Genomic DNA, 13,713 nt, shown 5'->3' on the forward strand with positions numbered 1-13,713 from the left:
CCGCTCGCTCGCTCGCTCGGATACCCGTGTTCTCGTTCGCCGCGGCGCTCAAGCGTTCACGGGGGCGTGGCGCCAAGGCCGCCGGCGGGCGGCGGCTCAGCGTGCCCGGCCCGCCCGCACGACGTTCGTCGGATCCGGCTTGAGCTCCCGGTCGCCCTGGCTGTAGTCGCCGAACGGGCCGTCGCGCTGCGCCACCGCGGCGCCGACGCCCTCCGACTCGGCGAGCTCGATCCACGCCCGCGCCTCCGGCGTGTTGCGCATCATCGAGTCCATGACCGAGCCGAGCAGCTGGGTCGACGCGAGCCCCATGTTGTCGTAGGCCTGGTTGACGACGAGCTTCATCGAGGCGAGCTGGGAGAGCGGGATCGTGGCGAGCTCGCCGGCGAGCTGACGCGTGGCGGCCTCGAGCTCCTCGAACGGCACCGCCCGGTTGATCAACCCCAGCTCCGCCGCCTCGTCGCCCGACAGCGACCGGCCGGTCAGCGCGAGCTCCTTCGCCTTCGCCAGCCCGAGTCGGTAGACCCACATGCCCGCGTGATGGCAGCCCCACATCCGCGAGTACGGCGTGCCGATCCGCGCGTCCTGCGAGGCGATGACGATGTCCGCGCACAGCGCCATCTCGCTGCCGCCGCCGACGCACCAGCCGTGCACCTGCGCGATCACCGGCTTCGGGCTGCGCCACAGCGACATGAACCGGGGCACCCAGCCGATCGACTGCGACGTGGCCATGATCAGGTCCCGGCCGGCGTCCCACTCGCCCTCGGTCGCGATGTCCTCGTTCCAGTGGGTGAAGCCGCCCGCGAAGTTGAAGCCGGCGCAGAACGACCGCCCTGCGCCCTGCAGCAGGATCACCTTCACCGCGCGGTCGCGGATGGACTGCGTGACTGCATCCTCGAGCTCGTCGAGCATCGGCGGCACGATCGTGTTGAGGTCCTCGGGACGGTCCAGCGTGATGACCGCCGTGGCGTCCTGCACCGCGTAGTCGATCGTCTCGTAGGTGGTCACTTGCGGTCCCTCCCTTGGAAGCCGTAGGGCGCGTAGCGGCCCATGACGTGATGCTCGAAATGCGCCATCCCGCGCACCCCGCCCGGGCCGCTGATGGTGAACGGGAACTCGGTGGGGCCGAGCCGGCGGTCCATCGGGACATGCGGCGGACCGGCCGGGCGCGCCGCGACCGCATAGCGGTCGGACTCGACGTGCGGCCCCGCGCCGCGCCAGACGCCGGCGCTGCCGCCGTCGTGCCAGCCGCCGTAGTAGCCGAAGCCCTGGACGTCGGCCGGGGTGCCCGGCTCCTCGAGCCGGTACTCGTGCCAGGCGCCGTGCTCGTCGAGGACCGCGAAGGCGCCGCCGGTGACGTACCGCGTCCCGGGCTCGTATTCGATCTCGTGGCGCACCTCGGTCAGCGCGACCACGCGGCCGTCCGGGTAGGTCAGCTGGCCCTCGAAGTCCAGCGGCCGGCCGTCCTCGCCCTCGTGGGTGTTGAAGAACCCGCCGTGGTCGTCGGTCTCGAACGGCACCCACAGCCGGTAGCGGCGCAGGTCGGCCTCGGACTCGATCGCGTCGACGCCGCCGTGCGGCGTGCGCGGCCCCATCGTCGAGCGCACGCCCCAGGAGTGGTCGCGCATCGCGTGCCAGCCGTCGACCGCGACCTCGGCGCCGTCGCAGCGCAGCGTCCCGGACGCCCGGCACACCTGCGTGTAGCGGACCATGTCGTTGATGACGTGGCCGAACTTGAGATGGCGATAGGGCGCCTCGACGAAGGCGGCGCCGCGGGCCTGGAAGACGAGGTCGAAGGCGAGGTCGACCGGCGAGCCGGCAAGCGACACGCGGATCTCCTGCATGGGCCGGACGAGCTCGATGCGCAGCGGTCCGGCCTCGAGCTCGGTGTAGCGGGGGCGCAGCGCGCGCGAGGCGCGAACGACGCGCTGCTCGCCGTCGCGGGCGAGGCCGGCGAAGCCGTCGACGACGTTCATGTTCGGGTGCAGCCGCATGCCGAAGATCACGTACCAGTCGCCCGGCGCGTACGCCGCGAACCAGTAGCCGTCGTTGAAGTGCACGTCGGAGGTGCCCACGACGTTGAACGGCGTCGAGACCTGGTGGAACGGGAGGTCGTCGACGTCGTCGAGGCGCATCGCCGCAGCCTTCAACATCGCGCCGCGCGTGTCGAGCGCGCGGCGCCGCGCGCTTATGCGTTCGCCCAGGGCGCCGCGGTGAACCCGTCGAGGTCGTAGTCGGACATGCAGTCCTCGACCATGCCGGTGAACTTCGCCATCAGCCCGTCGCGGCCCGCCCAGCTGAGCATGTCGAGGCGCACCTGCTCATGGTTGCCGCAGTAGTTCATCTCGTAGAGCTCGTGGCGGCCGCCGAACTCGCTGCCGATCGCGTCCCAGATCAGCTTGAACAGCTTGACGCGGTCGTGGGCGTCGCCGGTGGAGCCGCGGTAGAAGCGCTCGACGAGCGGGCCGATCTCCTCGCTGGTGAGGTCGCCCGGGCCGGAGGGGACGACGAGCGGCGAGCCGCCGAGGATCTGCAGGAACGTCTGCTTGATCTTCGGCCAGGCCATCGTGCCGAAGATCCGCGCGATCGCCGCGTTCTCCTGTGACGGCATCACCGTGCCGCCCGGCCCTTCCTGCGTCTCGTTGATGAGCGCGGTGACGATCGCCCAGATCATCGTCCGCCACGCCACGACCTCGCCGAGCATCGTCTGCGGGCCGCGGAAGCCGTCCGTGCCGTTGGCCTCGAGGCCCTTGGCGAGCAGGCCGCACATGAAGTCGAGCTTGACCCCGAGCCGGGTCGTCGACTGCAGCGTGTAGCGGTTCACGAAGCCGGACGCCTGGAAGAAGCTCTGCGCGCGCTCGACGTCGCCGCAGACCAGGACGTTCTCCCACGGGATGAGCGCGTTGTCGAAGATGACGACCGCATCGTTCTCGTCGAAGCGGCTCGACAGCGGGTAGTTCCACGGCGACGTCGACGCCTTCTCGTAGGACGTGCGGCACAGGAGCTTCTTGCCGGGGGTGTCCATCGGCGCGATGAAGACCAGCGCGTAGTCCTCGGACCTGCCCTTCTCCATGACCGCCTGCGCGTTCTGGGCGACGAACGTCGCGTGCGTCAGCGCCGAGCCGGTCGCGAGCATCTTGGCGCCGCTGACGATGATGCCCTCGTCGGTCTCGCCGACCTTGTGCACGTAGACGTCGGCGACCTCGTGCACCGCCTTGCCGCGGTCGATCGGGGGGTTGATCAGGACGTGGTTGAGGAAGAGGCCCTTCGTGGCGTAGTCGCGGTACCACTTCTCGCCGCTGGCCTCGAACGGGGCGTAGAAGGAGGGATCGGCGCCGAGGGTCGCCATGAACGCCGCCTTGTAGTCGGGCGTGCGGCCCATCCAGCCGTACGACATGCGCGACCACAGCTCGACCGCCTTCGCGCCCCGTCGCAGGTCCTCGACCGAGTAGGCGGGCTTGAAGAACTCGTGGGTCACGATCCCGTTGCGGTCCTCGCCGACCAGCGTGTCGCGATGTTGCGGGTCGTGCAGCGCGTCGTACAGGCCCGCGATGGTGCGCGCCGACGTCGCGAAGGCGGGGTGCGTCGTGACGTCCTCGACGCGCTCGCCGTCCAGGTAGACCTGGCGCGCGTCGCGAAGGCTCGCGAGGTACTCGTCACCGGTGTACAGCTGCCCGCTGCGCACCTCGGTCGTGGTCGTCGCCATCGCGTTCTCCTCCTGGCCGGATTTCGTCCGTATACGTACGATCTGGATGGAAGACGGTACGCCTCGGCCCATGGGCAGTCAAGCACGCCGCCGGACGTCAGAGGTCGATGAGCTTGGACAGCAGCGCGACGACGTCGCGCTGCTCGGCCGGCTCGAGGTGCGCGACAAGGCGACGGCCGACCTCGTCGACCTGCGGGGCGGTGCGCGCGAGCAGCTCGGATCCGGTGGCGGTGTTGCGCAGCAGGTTGCGGCGCGTGTCGACGGTGTCCCGGCGGCGCTCGACGAGGCCGCGCGCGACGAGCCGCCGGCACACCTCCGCCAGCGAGGAGGAGTCGAGCGAGATGCGCGCGCCGAGCGTGCGCTGGTCCAGATCCGGCTCGACCTCCAGCGCGGCGAGAACGGCGAACTGCACGCCGGTCACGCCGGTGTCGACCACGTCGGCCCAGATGGCGGTGTGCATCTGCTGGGCGCGCCGGATCAGGTGGCCCGGCGCGATGGCGAGGTCGAACTGGGTCGGCGCGCGCGGCATGGGCGCGATGATCGCAGCGCGCCGGGACGGGTGGCGGGCGTGCGCCCGCCACCCCCCGGCAGCTGATCAGGTCAGCGGCCGGCCAGCACCGGCTCGGCGTCCGGTACGGCCTCCGGCTGCTGCTCGGCCGGCATGTCCCGGCCGATCCGCTCGGCGCTCTCCCGCGCGTGGGCGCGATAGCGCTCGAACAGCTGGCGGACATCCTCTGTCGTGCGGCACTCGCCGTGGAGGCTCCGCTCGATCTCAGATCCGAAGCACATTCCCCGGATCACCTCCTTCGTCTGTCGAGGTTACGCCTCGACGGGCTCGGCCACAACCGCCCCGGACCGCGCGCGAGCCGCACCGACGCCCGGCACGAACAGCGCGGCGGCCGCGCCGATCGCCAGGACCACCACGGCGACCGGCAGCGCGGCGACCACGCCGTCGGTGAACGCCTGCGGCGTCGCGTAGGAGCCGTGCGCGCTGAACACGGAGGCGAGCACGGCGACGCCGAGGACGCCGCCGAGCTCACGGATCGCGTTCGTCGCGCCCGAGGCCTGGCCGGCCTGCTCGGGACGCACGGAGGCGAGGATCGCGTTCGCCGACGGGGCGAAGACGAGCGCCATGCCGAAGCCCGCCATGGCCAGCGGCACGATGAGCGACGTGTAGGCGGCGTCGGGGGACGACACGGCGGCCAGCCACCCGAGCGCGACGGCCTGCAGCGCCAGCCCCGCGGCCATGAGCGGCCGCGCGCCGATCCGGTCGCTGAGCAGGCCGGCGACAGGCGCGACGAACATCGGCATCGCGGTCCACGGCAGCGTCCGCAGACCGGACTCGAGCGGCGACAGGCCCTGGCCGGTCTGGAAGAACTGCGACAGCAGGAACACGGCGCCGAACGTCCCGAAGAACATGGCGAACGAGACGCCGTTCGTCGCGCTGAACCCGCGCTCGCGGAAGAAGCGCATCGGCAGCATCGGCGCGCGCGCACGCAGCTCCCAGGCGACGAACGCGGCGACGAGTGCGACGCCCGCCCCGATGCTCGCCAGGATCGGGGCGCTGGTCCACCCGAGCGCCTGGCCGCGGACCACGCCGAACACGATGCCGAACAGGCCCGCGCCGACGAGCGCGAGGCCGCGCAGGTCCAGCGCGCGGGCGGGGCCGAAGGACTCCGTCAGGCGGCCGGCGGCCAGCGGGATCAGCGCGAGGCCGATCGGGACGTTCAGCCAGAAGATCCAGTGCCAGGAGACGCCCTCGACCACCGCGCCGCCGACGAGCGGCCCGAGCGCGACGCCGAGGCCGCTGATGCCGGCCCAGACGCCGAGGGCCGCGCCGCGGCGGGCGGGCGGGACCGCCTCCGAGAGGAGCGTGAGCGTCAGCGGCAGCACGATCGCCGCGCCGACGCCCTGGATCGCCCGCGCGGCGACGAGCGCGTCGATGCTCGGCGCGAGCGCGGCCGCTGCGCTCGCGGCGGTGAACAGCCCGAGGCCGATCACGAACATCCGCTTGCGCCCGAAGCGGTCGCCGAGCGCGGCGCCCGTCAGGAGGAGGACGGCGAACGACAGGGTGTACGCGTTGACGGTCCACTCGAGCGCCTCGAGCGAACCGCCGAGGTCCGCCCGGATGGACGGCAGCGCGACCCCGACGACGAGGTTGTCGAGCGACGTCATGAACAGCGCGATCGACACGATCGCGAGGGTCCACAGCGCGTGGCGGCGGGGCGTGGGGGACATGGGGGCCGGCCTCCTCGTTGTGTGTGACTGGTTACTCACTGTCTCGGCAAAAAAAAGAGAGGGGTCGCGCTCGGCTCCGTCAGTCCCAGCACGTGAGGGCGCGGGCCCACGGCTCGTCGAGCTCGTCGGCGCGCATGGCGGCGACGACGTTCATCAGCATCCCGTGCGCGAACCAGGTCTGCAGCTCGGCGTCGGTGGCCTCCGAGCGGCGGGCGACGAGCTCGTACAGGCGGCGGAAGCCGCGCCGGACCGCCTCGCGGACCTCGGGGTCGTCGGCGGCGGCGTGGGTCTGCAGCTGCAGCAGCAGCGCGTCGCGGTTGCGCAGGAGCTCGCCATAGGCGGCGCCCATCGCGGCGAGCGGGCTCGTGCCGTCGTCCGCCGCGGCGGCGCGATCGGCGGCCTCGGCGAAGGTCGCGACCGTGCGCTCGTAGCAGCGGTCGACGAGCGCGACGAAGAGCTCGCGCTTCGTCGGGAACAGGCGGAAGAGGTAGGCCTGGGAGATGCCGGCGGCCTTGGCGATCTCGGTCGTCGGCGTGCCGTGGTAGCCGCGCGCGGCGAAGGCCTTCTCGGCGGCCTGGAGCACGGCCTCGCGGCGCTCCTCGGCGGTGGAGAGGGTGCGGGTGGCGGTGGACACGGGTGTGAGTATGCACTCACTCACTCTCGGCTGTCAAGGTTGGACCGCTTATCCGCGGGGTACGCTGCCCGCCAATGCGCGTTGGACTGGTTCTTGGTGCAGGGGGCGTGGTCGGCGCCGCCTGGTTGATCGGGGCGCTCGAGGCGCTCGAGTCCGAGACCGGATTCGCCGCGACCGGCGCCGACGTCATCGTCGGGACCTCGGCCGGATCGGTGATCGGAGCGCTGACCGCCGCGGGCTGGCCGGCGCCGTACATGGCCGCGTACGCGTCGGGGCGCTCGCTCGACGGCTTCTCGGACCTCGAGGGCGCCGCGGTCGACCTCGACGAGCTCGCCCTGCGGGAGCGCGAGAGCGGCGACCGGTTCCGGCTGCAGCTCGCGCTCCCGCCGATCGGGCCGGGCTCGTGGCGCATGGCGCTGTCGACGTTGCGCAACCCGCTCAAGCACGCGCCGGCGGCGGTCATCGGCGGCTGGCTGCCGCGCGGGACGATCTCGACAGTGCCGATCCGCAGCCTGGTCGATCGGTTCGTGGGCGACGCGTGGCCGGACCGCCTGCGCGTCGTCGCCTGCGACTACCGCACGGGGCGCCGTGTGTGCTTCGGCTCCGACACCGCGCCGCCGGCGGAGGTCGCCGACGCGGTCGCCGCCTCCTGTGCGATCCCGGCCTTCTACCACCCGGTGTCGATCGGCGGGCGCCGCTACGTCGACGGCGGCCTGTGCTCGATGTCGAACCTCGATCTCCTGCGCCACGAGGACATCGAGGTGGCGGTCTGCCTGAACCCGATGTCGTCGACCGCGCCGGTCGCGGGCGGCGGGCCCGCGGGCGCGCTGATGGCCGCACTGCGCGGCACCGCGCGGCGCCGGCTCGAGCACGAGGTCCGCAAGCTCGAGGCAGGCGGCGTCGAGGTGCTCACGGTGGAGCCGTCGTCCGAGGACCTGGCCGTGATGGGCACGAACTTCATGTCGCGCAAGCGCCGCAGCCAGGTGGCCGAGCAGGCGCACCGCAGCGTGGCGCGCGACCTGCGCCTGCGCTCCTCGCAGCTGCCGCCCCTCAGCGGTACGCGGGGTCCCGCGCGCGGGCGCGAGCCGCTGCGCCGCGCCGCCTGAGCGTCAGTCGTCGTCCGCGGGGCGGCTGGCTGGAGATGCTGCGCAACGAAAAAGGCCCGCATCTGGGCGGGCCTCTCTGAAGCGGGGGACCGAGGAGTCGAACCTCGCGTTGCGGTTTTGGAGACCGCCGTGTTACCGATACACCAGTCCCCCGAGGGACGGAGAACTGTAGCCAGCCGGCGCGCCGGGGCGCGCACCGGCCGGTCGTCATCCGGCGCCGCGGATGCGTTGTCTCGCGCGGCGGGGAAGGTTCAACAGACTCCTACTAGACGTCCTCGTCGCGCTCGAGGTCCTCGATCGCCACCTGCTCGTCGAGGTCGTATCCGGGCAGGTCGCCGCGATGGTCCTCGCCGAGGTCGTCCAGGTCGTCGTCGAGGTCGTCATCGAGTCCCTCGAGCGTCGGATCGTCGAAGTCTGGATCGTCGTTTGCCATGGCGCGATGCTACCTCCTGCCCTCCGCGTACATTGCCGGTCTCATGACGTCGCAGATCTTCGCCGATGGGGCGCTCGAAGGACAGGTCATCGCGGTGACAGGCGGCGGCACCGGCCTCGGCCGGGCGGCCGCGGCCGAGCTGCTCGCCTGCGGTGCGTCGGTGGTCATCTGCGGGCGCCGGGAGGAGGTGCTCGCCGAGGCCGCGGACGAGCTCGGCCCGCGCTGCTCCTGGGTCGCCGGCGACGTGCGCGAGGCGGCCGACGCCGAGCGGATCGTCGACGCCTGCCTCGAGCGCCACGGCCGCCTCGACACGCTCGTCAACAACGCCGGCGGCCAGTACTTCGTGCCGGCGGAGGCGATCGCGCTGAAGGGCTGGCGCGCGGTCACGCGGCTGAACGTGGGGGGGACCCTCACGATGGCGACCGCCGCGTACGACCGCGCCATGCGGCCCGCGGGCGGCGGCATGGTCATCAACGTCACGCTCTCCCCGCACCACGGCCTGGCCGGCATGACCCACTCGAGCGCCGCCCGCGCCGCGGTCGAGGGCGCCACGCGCGAGCTCGCTGCGGCCTGGGCGCCCGACGGCGTCGCCGTGTGCGCGGCGGCGGCCGGCCACTTCGACACCCCGGCGCTCGACAAGTACCCGGAGTCCGTGCGCACCGCCGCGGCACGCACCGTCCCGCTCGGCCGACTCGGCCGCGTCGAGGAGCACGCCTGGCTCATCGCCCTGCTCGCCTCACCGCTCGGCCGCCGCCTCAGCGGCTCGGTCGTCACGCTCGACGGCGCCCGCGACAACTGGTTCGGACCATGGCCCCCGGCGGGCATGGCCGACGAGTCCGGCGAGGTTCCGACCGAGGAGCGCCGGCGCGGCTAGGATGAGGCTCGAGCGAGCTTGCGGGCGAAGTGTTGTGGTTGCACAGAAGCCTTCCAAGCTTCTAGGGCGGGTTCGATTCCCGTCGCCCGCTTGACATACGGGGAGTGGCGCAGTCTGGTAGCGCACCCGGCTGGGGGCCGGGCGGTCGCAGGTTCAAATCCTGTCTCCCCGATGAAAGACCCCGAAGGCCCAGGAAGGTTCTCGGCGGGTCTGGAAGGACCAGAAAGCCCTGGTGCTGCCGGGGCTTTCGTGTGCTCGGGTCGATTCGGCCGGCCGACCCGCAGACCCCGGATGTGCGGCTCGCGAGTCACGCCGCGAGTCACGTGTCGCGCCGTGACTCGCCACCGGAGGTGTGGCGTAGCTTGACGATCGTGGCGGGGATGTCTCTCCCGCTGCCACGCCCCCGGCGGTTGCTGCCGCGCGGGGGGACCCTTTCGCCTACGGCGGTGCCGCCCACAGGGCGGCGAACGCCACCATCGACGTCGCTAGGGGGGTGCAAGAGGGCGAATGCACTTGCAAAGCTGCAAAGCGCCCGTCCCGCGCCGGCGGTGAGATCCTGCGCGCCAGAGATCCCGCCCTCAGGAGGACCACATGGCCCGCCGTCTGTCGCGCCGCACCCGTGAGAACCTCGACCGCACCGCGCGCTGCTGGGCCGCCCTGGAGGAGCGCCGTGAACTCCAGGCGCCCGCCTCGTGCCGCTGCCCCCGGCCGTTGCCGGCGACGGAGGGCCCGCGCTGCTTCTGGTGTGGGCGGGAAACGCCGCAAGCCCACTGGAGCCGGCACTGCCGCTTCTCACCAACTCGGCAGTGCGGCGACGCGGGGTCAGCGCTGGTGCTCTTGCCTCGCAGCGGCAGCGCCGGCTCCATACCGGCAGCCGCGAGTGCAGTCGTGTCCGGTTCCCTAGCGTGCGAGGTTCGAGCCAGCCGTTTCTCGTGGCGGCGCGCCCGCTGAGGGTTGCCGTCAGTTGACAGGGAGGGGTGGGATCTTGGTCAGGCAGCTCGTGTCGCCGAGGCGTTGGTTGCGGATGAAGGCGGACGTGATCGACAGGGCGCAGCCGGTCCCCTCCCGTTCTGGTCCGTGCCAGGCGTTGGGCACGTCGACGACCTGGGCATGTGCAAACTGCCGGGCGGCCTGGCGGCCCTCCGCGGTGGGCACGTTGGCGTCAAGGTCGCCCGAGATGACCAGTACCGGCACGTCGGGGAACGGGCCCGAGGTACGTTGCGCCGGCCGGTGACGGTCGGGCCAGCGGATGCAGGTGTTGCCGCGGTCGATGATCGCGCTGGTCCAGGCGCGTGTGCTGAATGGCCGGAAGGCGGCTTGGCGGAGCCGCGCCCGTCGGGCGGCGAACTGCCGCAGGCGCACCGCCACGGGCGCGCGGCGATCCCACAGCGTCGGGTAGTCGTTGCACGTGAGCGAGACCGCCAAGGCCAGGTCGGGCGCTGCATCGCCGACCCCCGACCCGCTGAACAACGGCCCCAGCGCTTGCGCCGCGGAGATCAGCGGCTGGTTGTCGCCCTGGAGGGCGGCCCGGATGACCGCCGGGAGCTGGCCGATGACGCCGTTGGTCGCGGCCTGGTAGGCGATGCCGGCCAGGGTGGTGTCGTCAAGGCGGCGGCGCTCGCCGTTCACTGTGTAGCCGATCGGATGGGCGCGCACGCGGCGGGCGAGCCGGCCAAGCTGGCGGAGGGTCCGGGCGCCGTCGCACTTGCCCGTCGTCGAGCGCGAGCACACGCGCCCGATCGCCAGGCGCAGCGCCTGTGCGTTGCGGCGCGCCCACATGTCAAAGCGCAGCGGGACGGCGCTGGACAGCACGATCGAGCGCACCGATCTCGGGTGACGCTGGGCGAACACGGTCATCAGGTACGTGCCGCTCGACACACCGTAGAGGTCGAGCTTGGGGATGCCGAGGCGCTCACGCACCGCCTCGAAATCGTCGGCCGTCGCCGCCGCGGTGTACGCACGCGCCTGCCGACCCAGCCGTCTGCCGCAGCGCGCGACCGCGCGAACCAAACCCTTCCGGGTGCCAGGTACCGCCGTCACCCCGCAGCGGATCGGATGCGAGCGTCCGCCGCCGCGCGGGTCGATCAGCAGCAGGTCGTGGTCGCTGAGCAGATCGGTGAAGACTCCGGCCCACATCGCCGCGCTGTCGATCACAGGCGCGTTCGAGTCGCCTGGGTTGAAGACGACGGTGCCGCGCGCGACGGGAAGCGCCGCGTCACTGTGGCGGATGAGCACGTAGCCAATGTCGATCTTCGGGCCCGCCGGCTTGGACCGAAACAACGGCGCCCGAACCGACCCGCACTCCGCCGCGGGCACGGGCACGCACCCCGGCGCCTGCGCGACACGACCGGCGCGTGACAACCCGAACGGGGGCGCCCCGACAGCGGTCGGCAGCGCCGACAGGGCCAGGCTGGCGACCAGCGTGGCACCAGCCGCGCAAGACAGCGGTGCGAAACGCATCGCACACCTCCCTCGTGCCGGCGCCGGCCCCGGCGAAGGCGCGCCACCGGCCTCCTCGAAGTACAGCCCAACGTACCGGTCACCCGGCCGGCCGTCAACGAGGGCGGTCCAGCCCCCATCCAGCCGCTCCCAAGAGCGCGACGACCGCCGGCGATGCGCTGCTCGTTCCGCAAGGCAGCCGTACTGGCGCTACCAAGTTGCATGCGCCTCGACGCTCCGACGACGCCAGGCGGGGTCGGGACGTGCGCTGCCGCTTTCGCCTGAAACCGGCAGCGACGCGACCGCCAGCACGATTGCCGCTTTCAAGCCCGTTCTGACCCCGATTCGGCACAGATTCGACCCCGGTTTCTCTCGCCGGGAGCCACCCGGCTGCGTCGCCTCAGCGCGCTTGAGGGTCCCTCGCCTACCCCCGCCCCGCCGCACGGCGAATCTGCGGTCGGGACACGGTCGGGACACCGTCGGGACACCATTGCCGTGCGTGTCCCGACCGCAACCTTCCGTCCGACCAGACGCGGTTCGAGTTAGGCGTCGGCGCGGATGCTGATGAAGTCACGAAGCAGCTCACGGGCTACCTGACCAAGCAGAGCGCTACGGCGCTCTCGGCGAAGACGAATTTGCGTCGCCGGCCGCTACGAACGTCACGCGGCTGGGGCGACGGGATAAACATGCGGCGCGCTCTCCGCCTGCTCTCCCAGGGCTGGATGGAGGACGCGGGCAAGGAGCGAGATGAGGGGCCGTTCGCGTTCGTGCAAGCGCTCCCGAGTGGTGACCTGCTCGTGCGAGTCGCCGGAGGGTGGGAGCGTCACGACACGGTGCGGCGCGCCGCCGAGCACGCGCAGCCGGCGAGCGACGACGACGACGCGGAGCCGCCTCGCGGCGGAGCGGAGGAGGAGGAGGAGGGAGCCTGCGAAGCAGCGCAGGCGACAAGCTGCCCCGTGCAGGAGGCGCGGGCCGCATGAGGCCGCTCCCGCCGCCACGTTTCGCGACTGCCGGCTACGAGCGCGTCGGCTTCGCGCTCCTTGTCGCCGCTACTCCGCCGCGCGTCGCGCCCGAGTACAACAAGTGCCGCGGCGAGCTCTGGGGGCGCTGCCAGTCGCGACGCGGACTCCCCGCCGCCTGAGGAGTTCGAGGCTCAGACGGCCGCGCTACGTGACCTTCTCCGCGTCGCCGCTGCGCCGGCACGCGTCTGCGACGAGGAAACGTACGTGGAGCTGGTCCGCGCCGCCCGACGACTGGAGTCGTCGAACAGGCAGCTCGGGACATCGGCCTCGCGTAGCGTCACCGTCCTGCACCGCCGCGGCGGCGCCCGCGCGGGGAGCCGCGCTCGTCGCCCATGACGGCGGAGAACCGGTCGCTGCCCTCGGCGCCGGGTTCAGGCTTCGGGTCGGCGTCGAGCCTGAGAACTAGGCCGAGCGCATCGAGCAGAGCGGCGAGCTGGGCGACCGTCACCGGCTTTTTGCCGGTCTCCCACGCGGAGACCTGCGGCTGGTGCGAACCCACGCGCCGCGCGAGTTCACCCTGCGAGACGCCCTGGCGCTTGCGCATCCGTCGCAGGAAGTCGCCGGCGTCCGAGGTCATCGCGCCGGACGGTATAGGCGAGCGCATCTATCGGTCGCCGCCGAGAGGTCAACGTCCAGGCGCGTCCATATGCGAACGCATATATTCTTCCTGTCGTGACGTCTTGTCCGGTCGAGACGGATTTCGCCCCGACCGTGGCGGCATGGGCATCGTCAATCGCCTTCCCACGCCGCTCCGACTGGGAGCCCGAGCTGAGCAAGCGTCAGCTTGCCGACCGGCTCGGCTACTCGACCCGTTGGGTCGAGCTGCGGGTGCGCGAAGGCATGCCCACGTCATCCATCAAGGGCAACCAGCGCCGGTTCCTCCTCTCGGAAGTCGAGACGTGGCTGGCGCAGAGGAGGAAGAGCGCGTGATTCTCAAGCGTGGCGACCGCTACGGCGTTCGCATCTACCGGGCAGGCAAGCAGGAGTGGGTTGGCACCTTCCGGACGCGGAAGGAGGCCAAGGAGGCCGAGCGTGAGGCGCTCCAGCGGGCGCGGCCGACGCGCGACGAGACCGTCGCGCACTTCGTCGAACGCTGGAAGGCGCAGTACGCGCGGCCGCGAGCCTCGACGAACCGCCACAACGCCTACATGGTGAAGCCGTTCGTCGCCTCGTTCGGCGGCGTCCGCATGGGGGACATCACGCGCCGGCAGGCGCGCGAGTGGGCGCTGCAGCATCGCGCCAGCGTCCCGGTCGTGCGAGCTCT

Annotated in this window: 14 protein-coding genes and 3 tRNA genes; 6 read left to right on the forward strand and 11 right to left on the reverse strand. The window is 72.0% G+C overall.

The genetic code is table 11. From position 1 onward, the window contains the following. Positions 1 to 96: 96 nt before the first annotated feature. The 7 genes from DSM104329_RS09400 to DSM104329_RS09430 all read right to left on the reverse strand — a co-directional run bounded on the left by DSM104329_RS09400 (position 97) and on the right by DSM104329_RS09430 (position 6,575). Positions 97 to 1,005 carry a crotonase/enoyl-CoA hydratase family protein gene (locus DSM104329_RS09400; RefSeq protein ID WP_259315175.1) on the reverse strand — a complete coding sequence of 303 codons (909 nt, stop codon included), beginning with the start codon at positions 1,003 to 1,005 and terminating at the stop codon, positions 97 to 99. Further along, a complete protein-coding gene (locus DSM104329_RS09405; RefSeq protein ID WP_259315176.1) occupies positions 1,002 to 2,132 on the reverse strand; it encodes a hypothetical protein in 1,131 nt (376 codons plus the stop codon). Before DSM104329_RS09405 ends, DSM104329_RS09400 begins: the two co-directional genes overlap by 4 nt. Before the next feature lie 53 nt (positions 2,133 to 2,185). After that, positions 2,186 to 3,703, reverse strand: coding sequence for a 4-hydroxyphenylacetate 3-hydroxylase family protein (locus DSM104329_RS09410; RefSeq protein WP_259315177.1), 1,518 nt, complete (start codon positions 3,701 to 3,703; stop codon positions 2,186 to 2,188). A 97-nt stretch (positions 3,704 to 3,800) separates the two neighbouring features. Continuing rightward, complete coding sequence (locus DSM104329_RS09415) at positions 3,801 to 4,232, reverse strand: MarR family winged helix-turn-helix transcriptional regulator (protein WP_259315178.1); 432 nt, start codon at positions 4,230 to 4,232, stop codon at positions 3,801 to 3,803. 71 nt (positions 4,233 to 4,303) lie between these two features. Beyond that, positions 4,304 to 4,492, reverse strand: coding sequence for a hypothetical protein (locus DSM104329_RS09420; protein ID WP_259315179.1), 189 nt, complete (start codon positions 4,490 to 4,492; stop codon positions 4,304 to 4,306). A gap of 30 nt (positions 4,493 to 4,522) precedes the next feature. Further along, positions 4,523 to 5,941 carry a DHA2 family efflux MFS transporter permease subunit gene (locus tag DSM104329_RS09425; RefSeq protein ID WP_259315180.1) on the reverse strand — a complete coding sequence of 473 codons (1,419 nt, stop codon included), beginning with the start codon at positions 5,939 to 5,941 and terminating at the stop codon, positions 4,523 to 4,525. Between the two features lie 79 nt (positions 5,942 to 6,020). Then, positions 6,021 to 6,575, reverse strand: a complete 555-nt coding sequence (locus DSM104329_RS09430; RefSeq protein ID WP_259315181.1) for a TetR/AcrR family transcriptional regulator — start codon at positions 6,573 to 6,575, stop codon at positions 6,021 to 6,023. Positions 6,576 to 6,649: 74 nt separating this feature from the next. Between DSM104329_RS09430 and DSM104329_RS09435 the strand changes: the two genes are divergently transcribed. Beyond that, positions 6,650 to 7,681 (forward strand): patatin-like phospholipase family protein, encoded by a 1,032-nt coding sequence (locus DSM104329_RS09435; protein ID WP_259315182.1) that lies wholly within the window; start codon positions 6,650 to 6,652, stop codon positions 7,679 to 7,681. A gap of 82 nt (positions 7,682 to 7,763) precedes the next feature. Here DSM104329_RS09435 and DSM104329_RS09440 read toward each other — a convergent pair. Both DSM104329_RS09440 and DSM104329_RS09445 read right to left on the reverse strand, forming a co-directional pair. Next, a tRNA-Trp gene (locus DSM104329_RS09440) sits at positions 7,764 to 7,834 on the reverse strand. A 112-nt stretch (positions 7,835 to 7,946) separates the two neighbouring features. Further along, a complete protein-coding gene (locus tag DSM104329_RS09445; protein ID WP_259315183.1) occupies positions 7,947 to 8,114 on the reverse strand; it encodes a hypothetical protein in 168 nt (55 codons plus the stop codon). A 43-nt stretch (positions 8,115 to 8,157) separates the two neighbouring features. On the opposite strand from DSM104329_RS09445, the gene DSM104329_RS09450 reads away from it, so the two are divergent. From DSM104329_RS09450 to DSM104329_RS09460, 3 genes are all read left to right on the forward strand, one after another. Next, complete coding sequence (locus DSM104329_RS09450; RefSeq protein ID WP_259315184.1) at positions 8,158 to 8,988, forward strand: SDR family oxidoreductase; 831 nt, start codon at positions 8,158 to 8,160, stop codon at positions 8,986 to 8,988. Between the two features lie 20 nt (positions 8,989 to 9,008). Next, positions 9,009 to 9,079, forward strand: a tRNA-Gly gene (locus DSM104329_RS09455). A gap of 7 nt (positions 9,080 to 9,086) precedes the next feature. After that, positions 9,087 to 9,160 (forward strand) — tRNA-Pro (locus DSM104329_RS09460). Positions 9,161 to 9,948: 788 nt separating this feature from the next. On the opposite strand, the gene DSM104329_RS09465 is transcribed toward DSM104329_RS09460, so the two are convergent. Continuing rightward, the gene (locus DSM104329_RS09465; RefSeq protein ID WP_259315185.1) at positions 9,949 to 11,448 is read right to left on the reverse strand and encodes an alpha/beta fold hydrolase; all 1,500 of its coding nucleotides are present in this window, start codon (positions 11,446 to 11,448) and stop codon (positions 9,949 to 9,951) included. 665 nt (positions 11,449 to 12,113) lie between these two features. Here DSM104329_RS09465 and DSM104329_RS09470 point away from each other — a divergent pair. Beyond that, the gene (locus DSM104329_RS09470) at positions 12,114 to 12,407 is read left to right on the forward strand and encodes a hypothetical protein (RefSeq protein WP_259315186.1); all 294 of its coding nucleotides are present in this window, start codon (positions 12,114 to 12,116) and stop codon (positions 12,405 to 12,407) included. A gap of 319 nt (positions 12,408 to 12,726) precedes the next feature. On the opposite strand, the gene DSM104329_RS09475 is transcribed toward DSM104329_RS09470, so the two are convergent. Next, complete coding sequence (locus DSM104329_RS09475) at positions 12,727 to 13,026, reverse strand: helix-turn-helix domain-containing protein (RefSeq protein ID WP_259315187.1); 300 nt, start codon at positions 13,024 to 13,026, stop codon at positions 12,727 to 12,729. Between the two features lie 95 nt (positions 13,027 to 13,121). Between DSM104329_RS09475 and DSM104329_RS09480 the strand changes: the two genes are divergently transcribed. Further along, positions 13,122 to 13,379 (forward strand): helix-turn-helix transcriptional regulator, encoded by a 258-nt coding sequence (locus DSM104329_RS09480; RefSeq protein WP_259315188.1) that lies wholly within the window; start codon positions 13,122 to 13,124, stop codon positions 13,377 to 13,379. Positions 13,380 to 13,713: the final 334 nt, after the last annotated feature.

Source organism: Capillimicrobium parvum, assembly GCF_021172045.1.
Taxonomy (GTDB): Bacteria; Actinomycetota; Thermoleophilia; order Solirubrobacterales; family Solirubrobacteraceae; genus Capillimicrobium; species Capillimicrobium parvum.